The following is a 19,750-nucleotide window of genomic DNA, read 5'->3' as shown; positions in this document are numbered from 1 at the left end:
TGAAAGCGTTTGACGAAAATTAATCCATACAATATTAAAAGCGGCAGTTGGCTGGTTTTCCTTCTGATAACCGGCTGGTTGATCCTGCCGGCACTATTGTCGGCACAAACGGTAGCGGTACGGGCCTATACCGATAAAAATAAAGTGCTGCTGGGTGAGCCACTCTGGCTGACACTGGAGATCAAAACGCTCAATGGCACCGAGCCAGATCGATTTAAGGTTGACAGTATCGCACATTTTGAAATGCTGGTCAGCGACAGCAGCCAACAGATACAGAAAGGAGATACCCTGGTCTATCAGCAGTATTACCAGCTCACCAGTTTTGATTCGGGTCGCTGGGTGATTCCTCCTTTTCAACTGCGTCCCTTCGTAAAAACCAACAGTATTCTGGTCGATGTAATCTTTACGCAGGATTTTGATCCCGCCAAACCCTATAATGACCTGCAGCCCATCCGCGATGCCCCCTTCCGTCTTTCTCCTGCTATAGAAAAATGGTGGTACCCGTTGGCACTTTTATTGATCCTGCTGACCCTGCTCATTCATTTGCTGACCCGGCCCCGGAAAAAGAAAGCGCCGGTACGACTGGCTACCGCTCCGGGCGCCTATAAAAAAGCGCTCCGGGAACTGAAAACCCTACGCGAGTCCGGTGCAGCCCCCAAGGCATTTTATACCCAGCTAATCGATATATTCAAAACCTATATTCTGGAGCGTACAGGTGTCAGTTCAAAACATCAGACATCAAATGATCTGGCAGATAAATTAACACCATTATTTCCTGACAAAGCAGCTTACAGTGAATTAACGCAGGTTCTGTATCTCGCAGATTTTGTAAAATTTGCCAAATATAAACCTACAGCTTCGGAATCCGGAGCTGCGATCGACATTATAGAAAAAAGTATCGGCGATCTGGAACAGCAGCTGACAAAGCCGGCAAAAAATAAACCTGACCCGAAACCACTGAAATGATTTATGATTGGTTAAAAAATATCAGTTTTGTCTGGCCCGAGAATTTCATCTTCCTGGCACTGATTCCTTTGCTTATCGGCTATTATATTAAGGGGGAGCACAAAAATAAAGGGGCATTGCTCAGCTCAGTGATCCATTCCAATACGCCGGTGACATTCAAGACCCGCCTGCGGCACCTGCCTTTCATTTGCCGGCTGCTGGCCATTACCTGCCTGGTCATGGCGCTGGCCCGGCCCCAGCATCAGACCGCCAAAACCCGATATGAAGGGGATGGCATTGATATCGTGCTCTGCATGGATGTCAGCGGCAGTATGGGTACCCGGGACGTTGAGCCTTCCCGTTTTGATGTGGCCAAGGAGGTCGCCATTGAGTTTGTCAAAAACCGTAAGGTAGATAGAATCGGGCTGGTCATCTTTGGTGGAGAGAGTTTTACCAAAAGCCCTTTAACTCCGAACCGGAATGCCATTCTCAATCAGCTCCGGCAATTAAAAGTAAATGACGGTGGCTATCTGGAGATCGGCACATTAATCGGTGAAGGCCTGGCTACTTCCGTAAACCGTATCAGTAAGGGCAATGCGAAAAGCCGGGTGGTCATTCTGCTGACCGACGGCAAGGAGGATGCGCCGCCGACGCGTATCATTGTGCCCGAAACGGCGATGGAGATCGCTAAGGCCCACCAGGTAAAAGTGTACTGTATCGGTCTGGGTTCGGCAACCTCTACGGAAAAGCAGTACGTAAAGGATCAGGCAGGGAATATCGTAAGAAATTATATTGATGAAGCGCTACTGACCAAAATCGCCAACGAGACGGGGGGCAAATACTACAGGGCTACCGATAAAGCTTCTCTCCAGGCGATTTATTCGCAGATCGATCAGCTGGAAAAAACCAAAGTGGAAGTGATTAAGTACAAGGATATACGTGAAATGTTTCTGCCATTGGTGCTGGCCGCTCTGGGCTGGTTATTACTGGAAATTTTACTGAAGTTCACCGTATTCAAAAGATATCCCTAAAATTCCGTTGCGGTGCTATAAAGGAACCGGTCCAACTGCCCAGGCAAGCCCGATGCGAGTAAGGCATGAATTATTATTCCAACGCCGCTTTCATTAGGAGCTGGTTTCCGACAACCGGGTTTCCCCGGCCAGGACTTTCCCCAGTTGCTGTTGATCCAGTTGCCCTTCCCATCTGGCAACCACGACCGTAGCGACCGCATTGCCGATAACATTCGTTAATGCCCTGCATTCACTCATAAACCGGTCTACACCCAGAATCAGGGTCATACCGGCAATAGGCACTTCCGGCACAACCGCCAACGTCGCCGCCAGCGTAATAAATCCGGCACCGCTGACGCCGGCTGCGCCCTTGGAACTCAGCATGGCAACCAGCAACAATACCAACTGGTGCTCGAGGGTAAGATGAATATTACAGGCCTGTGCAATAAAGAGGGCCGCCAGGGTCATATAAATATTGGTGCCGTCCAGGTTAAAGGAATAACCTGTGGGTACGACCAGACCGACTACTGATCGGGCACAGCCCGCTTTTTCCAGTTTCTGCATAAGTAATGGCAATGCGGCTTCTGAAGAGCTGGTTCCCAGTACTAGCAGGAGCTCTTCCCGGATATAACGGAGAAATTTGAATATGGAAAAACCATTATACCGGGCCACGGCACCCAGGACCAGCACCACAAATAAAAAGGAAGTTAGGTAAAAAAGCCCTACCAGCAAGGCGAGATTAGAAACCGCATCAATACCATATTTGCCAATCGTAAAAGCGATCGCGCCAAAAGCGCCCAGCGGAGCCAGTTTCATCAGAATGGCCACAATTTTGAATATCGGATAGGAAAGCGCCTCCATAAAATCCAACACAGGTTTACTATTGGGCAGCGTGAGGGAGATACCGATCCCGAATAAAATTGCCGTTAGCAAAACCTGTAGAATATTATCACCGCTAAGCGGGCTTACCAGGGTCTGGGGAATGATGCGGAAAATAAAATTAACCAGGGAGCTGTCATGGGCTTCTGAGACATACTGGGAAATCGCTGAACTATTCAGGGTTGCCGGGTCAATATTCAGACCTTTCCCGGGTTGAACGAGATTGCTGACAATCAATCCCAGGATTAATGCCAGCGTGGAAAAAGTCAAAAAATAGACAAAGGCCTTCCCTGCTACCCGACCGACTTTCTTCATATCGCTCATGGATGCAATCCCCACTGTAATGGTAATAAATATTACGGGAGCAATAATCATTTTGACTAAGGCGATAAATCCATCTCCCAGGGGTTTCATTTTCTCGCCCAGTTCCGGATAAAAATAACCCAAAGCGATCCCGATAAGAATCGCGATCAACACCTGGATATAAAGTACCTGATAAAAACGCTTTTTTTTCGGCTGCGGCGGGTGCGGCTGTTCAACAATCATTCATATTTTGTTTGGGTACAAGATAATATTATTTTCAAAATCGGAATAAATCCGTTACAGGTAGGCCTAAGGCTGGTTGTCTCCCAGGCATCTTAGCACTTGAACCTAGTACCCAACGAATTGAACAAATCATTCAAGAAATAGTCAGTGAACGGTCTGTATATGCTTCAAAAGCATTCGGAAATGCGCCCTACAATGAGCGGCCATAGACCCTCGTAACTGATAGAAAAATCAGTGGCAGCAGCATCAAATCATAAATGCCGGGAATTAAAAAACTAGGGAAATTTCAGGTCTTTGTAATAGTATAACCGATCCTCGGGCCGAATCGGTTTCAATACCCGGCAGGGATTGCCCGCGGCTATTACATCAGAAGGAATATCACGGGTAACAACGGATCCTGAACCAATCACGGTATTGGCACCAATACGTACACCGGGATTGATAATGACACCGCCTCCGACCCAGACATTATCACCAATACGGACAGAGATCGCATATTCCCATTGCTGATTCCGGGGTTCATGGTGTATCGGGTGACCTGCCGTGAAAATGCTCACATTAGGGGCAAGCATTACATTTGAGCCAATGTCTACCGGTGCGCAGTCCAGAATGGTACAGTTGAAATTTGCATAGAAATGATCCCCCAGCCGGATATTGTATCCATAATCACACTGAAAGGGCGTTTCAATATGAAAATCCGTACCCACTTTTCCCAGTAAGGATTTAAATAAGGCTTTTTTTGCTTCCGCATCCTCAGGAGACAACTGGTGGAGCCGATGCAAAAGTTTCCTTGCCTCAAACCGTTCCGCGACCAACTGCGGATCGGAAGCCAGGTAAGGCAGACCGGTAAGCATCTTTTCTTTTTGAGTGCCTTCCATCTTATGATAAGTTTGAGCTGGATTGGGGTGGCCCCGCTATATAAGACAAAGGCAGACCAATACAAAAAAACAGAATGCCGATACTGATCGCAGCATCGCCTGCCTGAATGGTTTTCAGACTGATTTGTGTCAGCGGTAAAACCATAAATCGCATAACGGCCCACATACCGATGCCATAGAAAAGTGCGGTTAGGAACTTATGCTGTAACACTACCGGAAAAATCTTTACCAGCGCAAAGAAAATACAGGTAAAAACCAATGCCACCAGGAAATGGAGACAGAGCCCTAATAAAATGGCATTTTTGCCTCCTTCGAAAGCTGAGGGGCCCAGGACGGCACTGGCAATATATTGAAAAATGATTCCCGGACTTTTTCCTGTACTAATGAAAAAATGAGCCATGGCGGCTATTATATCCAGCGTGCCCACCAGCAACCAGGCCTTTAATATTCTTAGGGTAGAGACCAAACGCATAGATATGGATTAATTCTTTTTAAAGATAGTAAAAAAAATCAGCGATAACCACTTCTCTTTTCAAAATTCCGGGGTCTCAATGACCCGGGGCGTCACTGACGTGTTGGGGCGGCAGTTCAGCCACATCTTTTTCCTCAGCAACGACCCGCAAATAAACAGCGTATTTATTGGGTCGGATTCGTTCGCTGTACCGCTCGGCATAGACCTGGGTAAATTCCGCGCCGAAATACAGGATAAAAGCGGTATAATAGATCCATAACAATATGAGAATCAGTGTACCTGCTGCACCAAAAATGGCACCGGGATTAGATTTTGTGATATACAGATCAATCAGCACCTTGCCAATCGCAAATAATAAGGTGGTAAAAGCTGCCCCGACAAATGCGGGCTTCCATTTAATAATCACGTCTGGCAGCACCTTAAAAATCACTGCAAATAAAAAAGTGATAATGGCGAGGGTAAGCAAATTGTTCAGTACAAAAAACAGCCAGCCCGACTGAATGGGGACCAGATCCTGAAATCGAGTCTGAATGCTGCCCAGAATACTGTTCAGTACCAGGGTCACCATCAGCAAGAAACCCAGCGAAATGATCAGGGAAAATGATTTCAGTCTTTTACCCAGGATCCCCATAATGCCTTTACGTGGCTTGGCTTTCACTTTCCAGATGGTGTTCAGGCTGTCCTGGATATCAAGAAAGACGACCGTAGCACCCACAACCAGGGAGACCAGACCCACCACCAATGCAAACGTCGTCTTACCACTTAAACTGGCCTCTGTGACGACCTGCTTGATCTGGGTAACAATCTGTGGGCTCATAAACTGGGACAACTTTTCATAGAGCTCATCCTGAACCAATTCCTTACGATATATCAGGCTGGCAGCAGAGATCACAATGGTCAGAATTGGAGCCATAGAAAAAATAGTATAGTAAGCCAGCGATGAGCTTAATTTGGGCACTTTGTCTTCAGAAAAGCCCTTTCCTGCTGTAAGGATGAGATCAAAAAAATTACGGAGCCACTTCGGTAGTCTGTCATAAACACGGTTCATAAGACAAATTATTTTATACAGGCGGTAGCACCCGAAATTTAAAAAGGATATCCAATACCAATATTGAGGATCAGGTTCTGTTTACGCCAGTCGGGATTGCCAAAATCAAACTGATTCAGCACCCATTTTTCTCCCTTTGGCAACCAGGGCTTTCTGAAGGGTGTTGCCAGGTCAAATCGAATAACAAAAATACTGGCGTCCACCCGGAGTCCGATCCCCCCACCTACTGCAAACTGGTCCAATGCGCTGCCCAGACGGAACTTACTGCCCGGACGAGAACTGTCTGCTTTAGATGTCCACACATTCCCGGCATCTATAAACAATGCGCCATGAATCACGCTGAAGAGCCTGGTCCGCAGTTCTGCGTTCAACATCATTTTGATGTCTCCGCCCTGATCGGCAAAATAACCGCTGGAATCCGGATAATGATAGTTCCCCGGCCCGAGCGATCTTGCCCGAAAGGCGCGTATATCATTACTTCCTCCGGCAAAAAACTGGCGTACATAGGGTAACACCGAACTATTACCATAGGGCATACCAAAGCCGATATTAGCCCGCCCTGCCAGTACCGAAGAAGGGGTTAGTTTATAAAAATCCCTGAAATCTGCTTCCAGACGAATAAACTGGTTTACTGTGGTATTCAGTAATGTTTTATTGCCATCAGGCCCCTTTTTCAAAAAAGCATTGACCAGATTACCTGCGGTTTCAGCGGAACCATAGAAAAATATATTATTGCGGCGTTCTGTTTCAAATTGATTGGTATAGGTAAAATTATAATTGGTGCTGAAAATAAACTGATTCTCATAATTACCGCGGAGACTGGGGACCCTTTCCAGGAGGTTTTCCAGACTATCTGTAGTTTTTAGTGTCCGCACGTAAGTAACGGAAAAAGGATTAAAATTATGATCCGCATAAGGATTTCCCTTCCAACTGTAACCATATTCCAGATTGCCTGACAGCATACTGAAATATAGGGCCCGGTTCAGAAACTGACCACTTAAAGCGATATGGGTCTTGGGTACATAATTGCTGGCACTTTTAATAGTAAAGGGAGCCACGATCCTTGGAAATACCAGCCGGCCACTGGCCGTTAAAGAATAGGAATTCGTCCTGGCGCCACTGACTTGTGTTTCAAAACCACCCGCCAGGCTGGTTATCAATTGCTCCGCTCCCCGGAACAGGTTCCGGTTGGTATGCGTCAATTTCACTTCTGATCCCACAAAATTATTAGACTTGCTGGTACCGGTGACCTGAAAAGTCAGGGACTTCTTCTTCTGGGGCGTAAGATAGAAATTAGCATCCAGCAGATCGCTGGCCAGGGTATCCAGGGGTCGGAACTCCGCTTTAACAAACCGGAAAGTTCCGATATTGACCAGACGGTTCAGACTGAGACTGTGATCCTTGCGATTGTATAATTCGTCGGGTTGAAAAAATATCAACCGTTCAAAAAGCCGGGGCTTATAGGTCTGGCGCGGGTCATAAATATTGAAGCCCTTGTACTGATAGGGTTTCGATTTGCGGATAGAGGAATCCCGACGGATATTATAATTCGGAAAAATATTGATGTTATTGATTCGATAGGGTTTCAGTCCTTCAGTAGGCGTCAGCTCCTTGATCTTGACATAAACGTTCACCTGATTATTTCCTATCGTACTGTCCACCTGCATCAATATAAAATCAGGATTAAAGAAAAAATATCCCTTTTCCTTCAATTCATTATCAATCCGTTCCCGTTCGGCGGTAAACCGGTCGATATCGTAATAATCACCTTTTTTCAGCAGGCTTTTGTCAGCTGATCTTCGGATGAGATTGTCCAGTGCCGTAGGTTCCGCAGGAAACTGAATATCATTCAAAGTATAACGATCACTGGTAATGGCCTTATAAATAACTTTACCCGTCTTATCCTTGAGCTCCGGTTCGCCGGTTACACCGGCCTGTAAATAGCCTTGTCCGATCAGGTAGCTCTGCAGTACATTAATATTATTCTGTAGCCGGACATCGCTCATCAATACGGGAGGTTCACCAAGTTTATTGCGCATCCAATACCGCAGTCCTTTTTTCTTTTTGGGTTCCCCTGCCAGATTATAAAAAAACAATTTATAGCGTATTCCCAATATCTTCTTATTGGGTTCCGGTCTGGTCAGGTCTTCCAGTGTGGATGTCAGCGATTTTTCATCAGGCACTTTCCTGGCACTATCGGGATTGATATGCACTTCGGCGCCATTATACAGCACCTGTCCTTCTTTCAGGTGTTTGGTACCGGTGCAGGAAGCGAAGAAAAGCGCTCCTATTAGAATAAAGTATATGTTCCTGTTATAACGCATTTTATTTTTTGTCCTTCAACCCGTCTGCCGCGAAAGGCATTACCTGTACACCGCAGTTTTAAGGTCTGCTTCCGGCGTTTGTACTATCGGCTGCCTCACGGGCTTTTCTTCGTTCCTCCCATTCTTTCCTTAATTTCTCGCGACTTTTAAGGCTTCTGAAAATCTCACGAAATTCATTATAATCAACTACCATCGCAAAACCCAGGCCGGTTTCAATAATCTGCCCTTCAATGATCAAATCTGACTGGTTACGGCGATAAGCCCGCAACCTGTATCTTCCATCTCGGGAAAGTGCATATTCGATATTTACATTCCCCGCCAGATTGACGCCATTGGAATTGGTCTTTTTCCCAGCACCTTCCAGTGCAAAATTATTCCCTACTGTAACTGTCAACCGGTCATTGAGAAACCGTTTTGATAAAGCTACATTCAGATCCGTACGGGTCTGGGCACTTCCGCTGCTATAGTCATCCTGGGATTCCAGGTCAAAAGAAATATCTACGCCTTTAATCAGATCAGCAGCCAGATTATTTAATTGCTGGGTCAGCAGCCGGCTGACGCTTTGACGAGCGAGCATCTCAGGGGAAACTCCTCCCGAAAGACTCTCAAAAGGATTCTCTGAAATAAAACGATTCAGTGCCAATAAGGCAAAAACCTGCTTGTTGAGCTCGCTGGGATTACTGTTTACCTGCTGCAGACGTGCATATACAATACCATTAAAGGCATTTTTCTCGTTCTCCGGCATCGAAATTTCGAAAGCAATATTGGGTTTGAGCAATTGGTTGGTCATTTTCAAATAAACGGTAAAGGGCAGCTTCTGCTTATAGGTATTTCGGGTGCTGGCGTCCTCACTCTGAATTTCATTGGCGACCAGATCTATAGGCGAAGTGTTGACCGTATATACCGCCGTAATATCAATATTGGCCTCTGTGGGTGCTCCCGTCCAGGTAATAACACTTCCCTGTTGTAATATAAACTTACGTTTGGCCAGTCCGCCAATCGAAAGGTTATAATTACCATCGGAAATCAGGTAGCGGCCGGTCATAGATAGTTTGCCACTGGGATCCATGGTGACATTAAGCTCTGCTTCACCTTTAACCAATAAGGCATCCCCATTGGTCGGATCGACGACGATCGTTATTTCCGCTTCCTTTTCCGTCAACAGATCCATCGACGCATTAATTCCTTTCAAGGGAGAACGTGTCAGGCTGTCGACGTCCAGCGGCTCCCTTCCATTTTCCGGTGGGGCATCCATATCTACAAATTCCACGATACCTTCCTGATTTACGATACCAGGATCGCTGTCTGGTATTGCAAAAAAGAAGCGGGTATCTTTATTAACTCTTACAGAACCGGTAACATCCGGCTTGTTCATGTCTCCTCCGATATTGGCATTGACAGTAAGAAATACCTTACCATAAAAAAGTTCGTTGTCCTCCTGGGTAGAATTTAGCGCCATAAAGTTATTGGCGCGCAATTTCAGGTCGAATCCGAAATTCTGATAGTCGGTGGTTTTAACCATACCGTTCATCGTAAAACTCTGGCCGGCCGAGTCCAGTATCGTAAAATTATTAAACCGGATTCCGTTGTCCAGAAAAGAAATGTTCTCGTCTTTGAATCTGAATTTGGAATTTAGTTGAGCGACATTCAGCGCTGCTTCTTTAAATCTTAAATTACCCAGTACTTTGGGCGCTGTTAATGGACCTTTCGCGCTCAGCTGGCCAGTAAGTAATCCTGAGCCGTCGCGAATCTGTCCGGCGCTCAGACTCTCAATATATTTCAGATCAAAGCGGTTAATGTCCAGCTGCATATCCAGAACGCCGGCATCTTTGGTATAATAGAAACCCTGCGCATGTACGTCGTGTACGCCTGTCAGGCTGAGATCTATCTTATAAGCATCCGGAGTCAGGTTGTCCGCCAGAATATGCACATCGCCCAACTGGTCTTTCTGATAACGCAGCCGATCCACTATCAGATCTGCTTCAATTTTCGGGGTGGTGGCAATATCGCTAACATCCACGGTTCCATTCAGCCGGCCCCCCACGATCGACGTGTCCTGTTCTGCATACCGCGTCAGGGTCTCCAGCAGGAAATCCTTAAACTCGACTTTCAGGGGTGCGTTGGTCTCCTGCCGGGTACTGTTTATGGACAGTGACTGGCCCTGATTGCTGATTTCGAAATTTCGTACATATACACCCGCTTCACCATATTGTATCAGGTTATCGGCAGCTACCTGCCAGGGATCATAATTCAATAGCAATTTATTCGGATCCAAGCGGAACTGATAGGTCTGATTAGCCGCTTTGAAAACGCCGCCGATCCTATATTTATCCTGATCTTTGCTGTCTCTGAGATAAATATTTACATCCAGAAGACTGTCAGCCGCAGTACCGCTAATGGCTGCATTGTATAAATTAATGGAAGGACTTTCGATGCTCTTAATCAGCAATCCGTACGCCAATTTTGAAGTGTCGCTCAAATTCTCCACATTCAATGTGGTATTGCGTACATTAAAACTGTCATAAGCAATATAAGGGAAACTGGCAGCCAACACCAGGCTGTCAGTTTCGGTATTGATGATACCACTCAGGCTGGAACTAGCGAACCCACTTAATGAAGGTACCAGTTCATGCAGCAGTTTGGAATCGGGGATGTTCATGCTGAACTGCACCCTCTGGGGATCCGTCTTCTTAATGGGTGCAAACGCGTAGTAGCGTGCCACCTGATTAATAAAGGCCTGCCCGATCTGTGTCAACTGGTATTTCCCGCTGAGATCAGCATCCAAAATTTCGGATCGCAACTGGAGGGAATTATGTTCCGCAGTAGCTAAGGCATCCACCGAGATGGTGTCCAGGTTAATGGTTCGCCCATCAGTCACCACCTGAATGCTGGTCACCATGGCACGTCCGTTCAGATAATCCGGATCCAGGGTTGGGAAATCCAGGTCGACCCGGCCGGCCAGCTTCAGTTCGGAATCCGAGAAATGTAATTTCTGAAGATCGATATTCTTCAGGTCCATCTGTCCCTGGGCCGAAGGATACTTTCCTTTCATATTCACGGTACTGGCTAGGGTAAAATGCGCATTGCTGTCCGCACTATTGACGTTCAGTTCCAGTTGCTGCCCGCCATAACGGCCGTCCAGCAGAATATTGTTATAACGATATTGATTATAGTCCGCCTGTTTTATCTGACCTTTCAGGGCTACCTGGGCGGTTTCAGCCGAAGTGCCCCTGCCGTTGAGGTCCAGTCGCAGACTCATTTTACCCAGATCATCCCTTTTCAAAAGTCTACCCAGATCGAACTGATCCAGATCCAGGTCCGCCGTATAACTGGGCATTCGTTCTGAACCTGCCATGGCCGCATTAATACGGGCAGACCCCATATCACTGCGAAGATTCAGCCGGGTATTAAACTTGTGCATCGTTCCTCTGAACTGACCGTTTGCCGCCAGATAGCCCGGCAATTCTATACTCCCGGGCAGACTGCCCGCCGGTACCAGCGCGAGGATATCAGATTTGGAAGTATTCAGTCGGGCAATTTTGAGATCAAAGAACGTATGGTCTATTTCCGGCAATCCACGAATATTGCCTGATATATCAATATCGGTCTGCTGCAGCCCCTGAAGCCTTAATTTATCAATATTCAGGTCACTCATCCTGCCACGCAGGAATGCTTCAAGGCGCAGGCGTTGGTGGCGATAAGCCGCGGGAAGAGCAGGCATAAAATACCAGGCATCGGCCAGCCCCAAAACGGAATTGCGGAAGCGTACATCTATCGTTACATTTTCGGGATGTTTCGAAAAATCTTCCGGCGATCTATACGTCAGCAGGCTGTTATTGTCAATCTGGGTATTGGGGGTTTTGAGCAGAAGATCCTCCACCTGCAACTGGCGGTCATCGTATACAAATTTCCCACGAAGTTCATTTAATACAAACCCACTGGTATCGCGCAACTTACCGCCGGCTACTGCTGCGCGGATTCCTGCACTATCGATCGCGATATCTGTTCCGCTGATTCCCAAACCGCTAATATTGAGGTGGCTGAAATCCAACCCCTGGCTTTTGGGTGCAGACAGGTCATTATAACGGATTTGATTATTCGCCAATAAGATTTTGTCTAAATAAAGGCTGAAGGGGCTGTCGGCCACACTGTCCGCGGCGCTTTCCAAGGCCGCCTCATTAGCAGGGGTCGGCCGGTAAGCAAAGTCAATGACGGAATTACTCAGTTCCCCTTCTGCTGTCCGGTAGCTGCCTTGGGTCAGGTCTATTACCAGATCCCGAAACAGAAATTTCTTTAAATAAGCCAAAGCCCTGGTATCACTCAGGCGATCATCATAGCGAATATCAACGTCATGAAAGTTCAGGTTTTTTACTTCAATCAATGGGAGGTTGCCACCTGATGCTGCTTCCGTGGCATCAATAGCAGCGTCCGCCGTCTGCTGCAGAACCGTAAGCGGTTTGGTCTGGTAGTAATGCAGGCGACTATCGCCTAGTTCCAGCTGGTCCAACACATAGTGCATTCTGTCCAGATCCACTTTCTCAACCCGTGCATGCAGGGTCTTGAAAAAAACGCCGGCATCATTTCCAACTACATCATCTTTGAACTGCAGCCGAATATCGTCCAGGAGAATTTTGTCCAGCTCCAATTTGAGGGTGGCGGTACTATCGGGAGAAACGGGTTCGGGTTCCTGTTCTTCTGATACAAATGAATCCACCAGGAACTGATAATTAAAAATGGTATCAGGGTGCAGTCGGTGTACATTCCCGTAAACCTGCTGCAAACGGATTTCACTGACAGCGATTCGGTTTTTAAGCAGTCCCCACATGTTCAGTTGTACTGCCAGGGTACCCGCATATAATAAAGTATCCTGTTTTTGATCGGCGATATAAAACTTATCGAGTCGAAGCCCTGTAGGAAAATGTATCCGTACCTTTTCAAGTCTGATTTCAGTACCGGTCTTTACTTTCAGGTAGCTGACTACCTTGTTTTTCACCAGGTTCTGGACGGCAGGTATATTCAGGGATACCGCCAGCAGGATCACTAACATAACGATGCCTGCTATAACCCATAATAATGTTTTTAATAGCCTTCTTAATAGCCTGCTCAAAAAAATAAATTTTTACTGGTCCAATGGTACTGCTCCTCGTCATCTATCGGCCACTCCTGACTCCGGGTTACCCGGGTCCGGATATAAAGGGCCTTTGCAAAAACAACGGACTTTCTACGGCAAAAGTATCAAACCCGGGACTTAATTTAAAACAAAGTTTCCGATCCTAAGCCCTTAAGCCACTTATTTTTAGCACTCGGGTTACTTTTTATACCAATTCGTCCAAAAAACAGACCATGATTGCCAGATCTGGTGTTTACAGCCTTTTTTTACAGAATCGTATGGGTAACTGTTCACGGCCAGCTGGACGCATGAGCGCGGCCCTATCTGTTCCCGACGGCAGACAGGTCCCCTTTACGGTTGCGATTTGCCGCAATAAATCTCAGGTACTGGAGAAATCCCTTAACAAATATTTACCTTATTCGAACAAAAAAATCCGCTTTTAAGTATCCGTCGTGAGAAAAATTTCAGAAGTAAATGGAAACTATTCCACATTTCGGCTGAAATCACAACAAAGCCGGCAGTTCGGCGTTATACATATACCTGACACCACAAGATGGCTGCTGAGAAAATGGCTCTTTATTTTGACGGATCTGAATTAAAACTTTAAAAAATGAAAGAACCTGTTAACAGCATTTTACAGCAGCTCCTGAACGACAGCCCTTCAGACTACTCGGTTAGATTTACCAGTGACGCCATCGGATATGTATCTGATACACCTCAACCCATTAACCTGGAAGAGTGGGAATGGCACGAAGAAATCATAAACGGCCAGGTTTTTTGCATTATTACCAATAAAAGGATTGCCGAAGCCTGATGAGAGTGCACCTGCCTTATCGCTACCCCATGTCTGTCCAACAATGTCAGGCAGGTATCGCTATACCCTACCCGGTACAACCAATTGCGCTGTAGCAACATTGACGATTTAATTCCTATTCCATTATTTCCCAATAATCCACTTATCGCCTCCCTTAGATCTGCGTTTCCCTTGCAGTCGCGCCATACCTGTTTTTGTCCGTCTTCGTGTTCTGGCTAACTTAGCAGGGAAAAATTGTCCTATCAAAAAAGTAGCTACAAGCAAAGATTTTACGCAGATCCGGAATTCTGCCGGTTATGCTATTCTCAATGAATGGTTCCGGGCGAAGGGCCGGCAGGCTTTTGCCTTTCAGGAATCCTGCTGGCATTATTTTGATAAAGGGTATTCCGGTATGGTCATCGCCCCAACTGGGTTTGGAAAGACATTTTCGGTGTTTCTGGCGGTTATTATGGATTTCCTGAACCATCCAGAAGACTATGGCAATGGCCTAAAACTACTCTGGATTACGCCCCTGCGGTCCCTGGCCAAAGACCTGGGCAGGGCCATGACTGAAGCCATCGAAGAAATAGGACTGGACTGGCAGGTTGGGGTTCGTAATGGAGATACCCCGGTAGCAGCAAGACGTCAGCAGACTAAAAAAATGCCTGAAGTGCTGATTATCACACCAGAAAGTCTGCACTTGCTTTTTGCGCAGCGTCATAATGCGGCCTATTTCCAGGACCTTAAAGCAGTTGCTGTCGACGAATGGCATGAATTGATGGGGACCAAACGGGGCATACTCACGGAATTGGCCGTTTCCCGGCTTCTGGCACTCAATAAATCGCTTCGGATCTGGGGCATCAGCGCCACCATTGGCAATGTTGAGGAAGCACTGAACGTACTTATCCCCTATAAAGGCCTGCGGAAAACAACGGTCTACAGTGCCGAGCAAAAAAAGACGGAAATCATAACCCTTTTACCGGATTCGGTGGAAATACTTCCCTGGGCAGGTCATCTGGGCACTAAAATGGCCACAGCGCTGATTCCCATAATCGAAAACAGCCGTACGACCCTGATTTTCACTAATACCCGAGGTCAAAGCGAACTCTGGTACCAGGTATTACTGACGGTGGCTCCTGAACTGGCGGGGCAACTCGCGATCCATCATGGGTCGATCGATTCTGAATTGCGAAACTGGATCGAAGACCAGCTGCATGCTGCCCAGTTGAAAGCCGTAATCTGTACTTCATCCTTGGATCTAGGCGTGGATTTTAAACCCGTGGATACCGTCATCCAGATTGGTTCGCCGAAAGGCGTGGCCCGCTTTCTGCAACGGGCGGGACGCAGTGGCCATTCCCCTTTCGAAACATCCCGGATCTATTTCCTTCCCACCAATTCCCTGGAGCTGATAGAAGCAGCTGCGCTTAAAGATGCAGCTGCGAAAGGCGTCATCGAACCTCGAACGCCCCTGGTTCAGACTTTTGACGTTTTGGTACAATACCTGGTTACTCTGGCGGTAGGTGAAGGCTTTGAGCCCGACGCCGTCTACAGGCAAGTCCGTCAGACACATGCCTTTCAATACCTGCTGGAATCAGAATGGCAATGGGCGCTAAAGTTCATCACCCAGGGCGGCGAAATTCTAACGGCCTATGAGGCCTTTCAGAAAGTCATTCCAGAAGACGGCATCTACCATGTGCGCAACAGGCGGATCGCTATGATGCACCGGATGAATCTGGGCGTCATCGTCAGTGACCCGATGCTGAAAGTAAAATTCTTAGGCGGAGGCTATATCGGGATGGTCGAAGAATATTTCGTATCTAAACTGAATCCGGGTGATAAATTCGGATTGGCGGGAAAAGTCCTTGAATTTATAATGATCAGGGACATGACCGTACTGGTCAAAAAATCCAATGCCAAAAGAGCCGTCACGCCCAGCTGGTTGGGAGGACGGCTACCGCTTAGTTCTAACCTGAGTGCCTTTTTACGGCATAAATACAACGAAGCGCTGTCACCGGACAACCAGGATCCCGAGCTCGAAAAACTACGTCCGCTGTTTATCCAGCAACAACAAAACTCACATATCCCGCGCAGTGATGAATTCCTGATTGAACATATCGAAACAGACGACGGGCATCATTTGTTTATGTATCCTTTTGAAGGGCGCCTGGTTCATGAAGTCATGAGCGCACTGATCGCCTACCGGATCAGCAGGCTGCAGCCCATCAGCTTTTCCATTGCGATGAATGATTATGGCTTTGAGTTGCTCACTGACCAGGCCCTGCCCATGGAAAAAATAAATTTTAAAAGCCTTTTTTCAACGAAGGATCTTACTGCAGATATTACCCGCAGCATCAATGCTGCAGAAATGGCTGGCCGCAAATTCCGGGATATTGCTGTCATCGCAGGGCTGGTGATGAAAAATGTCTCCGGCAAATTCAAGACCGACAAAAACCTGCAAAGTTCTTCGGGCTTGATTTTTAGAATTCTGGAGCAGCATGATCCCCAGAATCTATTATTGCGACAGGCTTATGAAGAAGTATTTTATCAGCAGCTGGAGGAACCCCGGCTGGCAGCTGCACTCCAGCGGATCCAGGAAAGTAAAATCATTCTGGTGCATGCCGATGCCCTGACACCGCTCAGTTTTCCGATCAAAGTAGACAGCCTCCGTCAAGACCTGAGCAGCGAAGCCCTTGATACCCAGGTCCGTAAAATGCAGCAGGAAACCCTGAGGAAACTGGGTCAGTAATTTATGGATACCCGAACCCGTCCCTTGATAAATTGTTGAAGAACAGAAAAATATTTATGTATGAAGTAGGTAACCATACCCGTACGTTAAAAGCAGACCTGCGTCCAATATTTGATGCCGGCTTTACCATGGTAAGATTGATAGAATGGATTTGTATTTTTGTCAGCCGACAAATTTATCAAACGGACAAATGGAAATAATCTGTAATCAGGAAACATTAATTCTTTCACCTTCCAGAGCACTTTACTGGCCCCGACGCCGACTCCTGCTACTCGCGGACCTGCACCTCGGGAAAACAGGTTATTTCCGGGCCAGCGGTATTCCGATTCCTTCCTCGGTGATGCAACAGGACCTGCAACGCCTCTCAGCGCTGATCAATGAATTTCAGCCGGAAACAATCATCGTGGCCGGTGATATGTTTCACCATGATTACAACAGTGACATCGCTATTTTTAATAAATGGCGACAGCCCTACAGCGATATCCCCTGGCTCCTGGTTCCTGGCAACCATGATAAATTACTTGACATCGATTATCAGCAATTAGGCATTCGGGTAACCGATACGGTTTACGAAGAACTGCCTTTTAACATCGTGCATGAACCCTCCGAACAACCAGCAGGATTTGAACTGAGTGGCCATTTACATCCGGGGTATCGGCTGGAAGGGCGCGCCCGTCAGCAATTACGGCTTCCCTGCTTTATTGTATCCGAACAGCGAATCATTCTGCCGGCTTTCAGCGGTTTTACGGGACTGTATACCAGTTATCGGATCCGGGAAAATTGCAGCTATTATCTCGTTGTTGACGACCAGGTTTTACCTGCTTTCTAAAATGAATTTTCACAGCGGCAGCCTACCCGGCGTCTTCCGTATATCCGGCACCACGCTTTGGTCCATCAACAAAGCAGCAAACAGCAATGCCAGTCAGGATGCTAAAACTGCTTTCTGGCAAACTGTTCCAGTATTAAATCGCTATAGGATTTGTCAATTAAATTCTCTGGTCTCAGTTCAAAAAAAGTAAAGTAGTGATCACACAGAAGCCCCAATGCTTCTATTGTAAATGTTCCCGCCTCGTCTATAGCTTCAACTTCCATAAAAGTTCCCAAACCAGCTACCAGATCAAAGTGAAATTTAACATTGTCAATAAAATATATTTTTCGTGTTTTGTCTACAACTGTTTTTACACCCAGCTGTTTTATCAAAATATTTTTCAGCCCGGCATCCGGCTCATGCTTATATAGTATCACCTGAGATTCCTTTGATCCGGCCATATCCTCCCGGTCATAGTTAATTAAAGCGTTCTCAATATTGCCTTCCCGTAATTTTAATCTACCGTTTGGGGCATTAAAATAAGTATCTATCTGATGGTCCGTCCCTTGAAACAGGGGATGAAGCGTAAGTAGCTTTCTTTCGTATTTCCCGATCTCATCAATTTTTGCCTTGAACTCAACATTCTTAATATTCATTGCCTGTTAATTATAGAAATGTTCATTGTGAAGAGCCTGCTAATAAAAGCCCCCTACCGATAATGCCTGAAAATACCCCCTTTCAGCAAAGTCCAAAAGGCGGCTTTCTGGTGCCCGGCTTTAAGTCCGCTGTTGGCCCAGGTATTACAGGTTCTAAAAAGATGATAAGAACCCCGGGCCTCATAGAAGGCATCCATGTCACCATACCCATCGTCCACACTGGGAATATGAATCGAATGCCCGTTGTCATCTAAATCGAAGCTGCCCTGAATATATTTCACCAGGTCCTTATAATCTGCCGCACTAACCTGCAGCGCCACGGTATGATCGTTCTCCTGCATTGTCTTGTAAAAAGTGGCATGAATAGCCGAACTGCTGAGTCCCGTCATGGCTTTAAAGGCGGTGGAGAATTTGAGATCCGCCCAGGTAAGCGTTTGCAGGTAAAATCCTTTATCGCCCCAGCCGATTCCTACGTAGGAATAGCTCGTATCTTTCCGGTCGGTATCCTGATAACGCAGGTATTCCGTCCAATCCATCCAGAGGGATTTCACCGGAACAACAATATCGGTATGTACGCCATTGGTAGTGATATAGATGGTCAGGGTATTGGCAGAACGGTAATCCTTGTCCCGGTTGACGGGTATCAGGGGTAACAGCAAAGCCGCGCCCACATAAAGGGCCAGCGCCGCCAGCAGGTAAAGCAGTCCTTTCGCCAGTTTTTTCAGCCAATTTTTCATTCCGCTATTGTTTTGCTTTCACAGTCGGTCTCCGCCTCAATCTGCAACGGACCAACGGGCCTTTGATACAATTTTGAGCTAAAGCTACAGCGAAAATATTTGTTCTTTACTATATCCCAGGATATGATTGCAGTAAGGCCGCCACTTCCCGCTGGGTACTCAGGGATTTATCCTTATTATAGTAATGTTGGATGGCGGTTTTTACCTCTTCAAAATCTGCCTTACGGGCTGCAAGTGCCAGATACATTTCCTGTCCTTCTTTAGGCCGGGGGCCCCAATGGAATATATCCTGGCCTGTGGCATTTCTGACAATCAACATGGGTATCGAACGCGTGCCATTTGTGAGGTATTGCTCAATTTCAGAATCCTGGTCGCGTAATTGCAGCCGAAAGTCTATTTTTTCATTCAGCGTACTCATGAGATAAAGTATCGGCACAATATGGGCCGCATCGCCGCACCAGGGTTCGGTAATCACGAGCCAGTGCTGGGCTGTTGAAATGGACCGGATAATAGCGGCCGTTTCATCGGTGATGGGGTTGGCTTTCAGCCAGCGTTGCATCCGTTTCTCGTTCATCAGGGTATAATGCAGGTAGTCGGGATTATCGTAGGGAGCTGCAGGATTGGTGCTGCTGATGATTTCCTTTGTATAGTCGAGGTAAGACTGCCAGTCCAGATTCTTTTGCATGGTTCCTATATTATCATTGTGAATGTACATAAGGCCGTTACTTCGGCGAATTCAAGTACAGTCAGAACAATTTAAACCAACGAAAGTTCGAATGGCGCTAATGCTGAAGTTCA

General features: G+C 46.7%; 14 protein-coding genes. 5 read left to right on the top strand and 9 right to left on the bottom strand.

Annotated features, from left to right (window positions below):
* Window positions 1-9 precede the first annotated feature (9 nt).
* Window positions 10-966, top strand: a complete 957-nt coding sequence (locus tag ACYVI9_RS11795) for a DUF4381 family protein (RefSeq protein WP_460764770.1) — start codon at window positions 10-12, stop codon at window positions 964-966.
* Complete coding sequence (locus ACYVI9_RS11790) at window positions 963-1,976, top strand: vWA domain-containing protein (protein ID WP_460764769.1); 1,014 nt, start codon at window positions 963-965, stop codon at window positions 1,974-1,976. The genes ACYVI9_RS11795 and ACYVI9_RS11790 overlap by 4 nt, the downstream gene beginning before the upstream one ends.
* 93 nt (window positions 1,977-2,069) lie before the next feature.
* Here ACYVI9_RS11790 and ACYVI9_RS11785 read toward each other — a convergent pair whose 3' ends face one another.
* The 6 genes from ACYVI9_RS11785 to ACYVI9_RS11760 form a co-directional block, all read right to left on the bottom strand.
* Window positions 2,070-3,380 carry a dicarboxylate/amino acid:cation symporter gene (locus tag ACYVI9_RS11785; RefSeq protein ID WP_460764768.1) on the bottom strand — a complete coding sequence of 437 codons (1,311 nt, stop codon included), beginning with the start codon at window positions 3,378-3,380 and terminating at the stop codon, window positions 2,070-2,072.
* 275 nt (window positions 3,381-3,655) lie between these two features.
* Window positions 3,656-4,258, bottom strand: a complete 603-nt coding sequence (locus tag ACYVI9_RS11780) for a sugar O-acetyltransferase (protein WP_460764767.1) — start codon at window positions 4,256-4,258, stop codon at window positions 3,656-3,658.
* 1 nt (window position 4,259) lies between these two features.
* Window positions 4,260-4,730 (bottom strand): hypothetical protein, encoded by a 471-nt coding sequence (locus ACYVI9_RS11775; protein ID WP_460764766.1) that lies wholly within the window; start codon window positions 4,728-4,730, stop codon window positions 4,260-4,262.
* Window positions 4,731-4,806: 76 nt separating this feature from the next.
* Window positions 4,807-5,778 carry a YihY/virulence factor BrkB family protein gene (locus ACYVI9_RS11770; RefSeq protein WP_460764765.1) on the bottom strand — a complete coding sequence of 324 codons (972 nt, stop codon included), beginning with the start codon at window positions 5,776-5,778 and terminating at the stop codon, window positions 4,807-4,809.
* Window positions 5,779-5,816: 38 nt separating this feature from the next.
* Window positions 5,817-8,102, bottom strand: a complete 2,286-nt coding sequence (gene tamL, locus ACYVI9_RS11765; protein WP_460764764.1) for a translocation and assembly module lipoprotein TamL — start codon at window positions 8,100-8,102, stop codon at window positions 5,817-5,819.
* 58 nt (window positions 8,103-8,160) lie between these two features.
* Window positions 8,161-13,209 carry a translocation/assembly module TamB domain-containing protein gene (locus ACYVI9_RS11760; protein WP_460764763.1) on the bottom strand — a complete coding sequence of 1,683 codons (5,049 nt, stop codon included), beginning with the start codon at window positions 13,207-13,209 and terminating at the stop codon, window positions 8,161-8,163.
* 613 nt (window positions 13,210-13,822) lie between these two features.
* Here ACYVI9_RS11760 and ACYVI9_RS11755 point away from each other — a divergent pair.
* From ACYVI9_RS11755 to pdeM, 3 genes are all read left to right on the top strand, one after another.
* Entirely contained in the window at window positions 13,823-14,026 is a 204-nt protein-coding gene (locus tag ACYVI9_RS11755; protein WP_460764762.1) for a hypothetical protein, read from the top strand.
* Window positions 14,027-14,237: 211 nt separating this feature from the next.
* Complete coding sequence (locus tag ACYVI9_RS11750; protein ID WP_460764927.1) at window positions 14,238-16,751, top strand: ligase-associated DNA damage response DEXH box helicase; 2,514 nt, start codon at window positions 14,238-14,240, stop codon at window positions 16,749-16,751.
* A 190-nt stretch (window positions 16,752-16,941) separates the two neighbouring features.
* Window positions 16,942-17,580 carry a ligase-associated DNA damage response endonuclease PdeM gene (pdeM, locus tag ACYVI9_RS11745; RefSeq protein WP_460764761.1) on the top strand — a complete coding sequence of 213 codons (639 nt, stop codon included), beginning with the start codon at window positions 16,942-16,944 and terminating at the stop codon, window positions 17,578-17,580.
* Window positions 17,581-17,681: 101 nt separating this feature from the next.
* On the opposite strand, the gene ACYVI9_RS11740 is transcribed toward pdeM, so the two are convergent.
* The 3 genes from ACYVI9_RS11740 to ACYVI9_RS11730 form a co-directional block, all read right to left on the bottom strand.
* Complete coding sequence (locus tag ACYVI9_RS11740) at window positions 17,682-18,215, bottom strand: class IV adenylate cyclase (protein WP_460764760.1); 534 nt, start codon at window positions 18,213-18,215, stop codon at window positions 17,682-17,684.
* Window positions 18,216-18,268: 53 nt separating this feature from the next.
* Entirely contained in the window at window positions 18,269-18,952 is a 684-nt protein-coding gene (locus ACYVI9_RS11735; RefSeq protein ID WP_460764759.1) for a TIGR02117 family protein, read from the bottom strand.
* A gap of 109 nt (window positions 18,953-19,061) precedes the next feature.
* Window positions 19,062-19,637 (bottom strand): thioredoxin family protein, encoded by a 576-nt coding sequence (locus tag ACYVI9_RS11730; protein WP_460764758.1) that lies wholly within the window; start codon window positions 19,635-19,637, stop codon window positions 19,062-19,064.
* Between the last annotated feature and the right edge of the window lie 113 nt (window positions 19,638-19,750).

The organism is Niabella terrae (genome assembly GCF_054783135.1).
Note: the sequence above shows the minus strand (reverse complement) of the source record. Positions and strands in the feature narration are given on the sequence as shown.

What these genes read in the sequence shown, in the direction of transcription:
- ACYVI9_RS11770 (WP_460764765.1), bottom strand. Translation starts at nt 5,778, where the DNA reads ATGAACCGTGTTTATGACAGACTACCGAAGTGGCTCCGTAATTTTTTT.
- ACYVI9_RS11785 (WP_460764768.1), bottom strand. Translation starts at nt 3,380, where the DNA reads ATGATTGTTGAACAGCCGCACCCGCCGCAGCCGAAAAAAAAGCGTTTT.
- tamL (WP_460764764.1), bottom strand. Translation starts at nt 8,102, where the DNA reads ATGCGTTATAACAGGAACATATACTTTATTCTAATAGGAGCGCTTTTC.
- ACYVI9_RS11755 (WP_460764762.1), top strand. Translation starts at nt 13,823, where the DNA reads ATGAAAGAACCTGTTAACAGCATTTTACAGCAGCTCCTGAACGACAGC.
- ACYVI9_RS11740 (WP_460764760.1), bottom strand. Translation starts at nt 18,215, where the DNA reads ATGAATATTAAGAATGTTGAGTTCAAGGCAAAAATTGATGAGATCGGG.
- pdeM (WP_460764761.1), top strand. Translation starts at nt 16,942, where the DNA reads ATGGAAATAATCTGTAATCAGGAAACATTAATTCTTTCACCTTCCAGA.
- ACYVI9_RS11780 (WP_460764767.1), bottom strand. Translation starts at nt 4,258, where the DNA reads ATGGAAGGCACTCAAAAAGAAAAGATGCTTACCGGTCTGCCTTACCTG.
- ACYVI9_RS11735 (WP_460764759.1), bottom strand. Translation starts at nt 18,952, where the DNA reads ATGAAAAATTGGCTGAAAAAACTGGCGAAAGGACTGCTTTACCTGCTG.
- ACYVI9_RS11730 (WP_460764758.1), bottom strand. Translation starts at nt 19,637, where the DNA reads ATGCAAAAGAATCTGGACTGGCAGTCTTACCTCGACTATACAAAGGAA.
- ACYVI9_RS11775 (WP_460764766.1), bottom strand. Translation starts at nt 4,730, where the DNA reads ATGCGTTTGGTCTCTACCCTAAGAATATTAAAGGCCTGGTTGCTGGTG.
- ACYVI9_RS11790 (WP_460764769.1), top strand. Translation starts at nt 963, where the DNA reads ATGATTTATGATTGGTTAAAAAATATCAGTTTTGTCTGGCCCGAGAAT.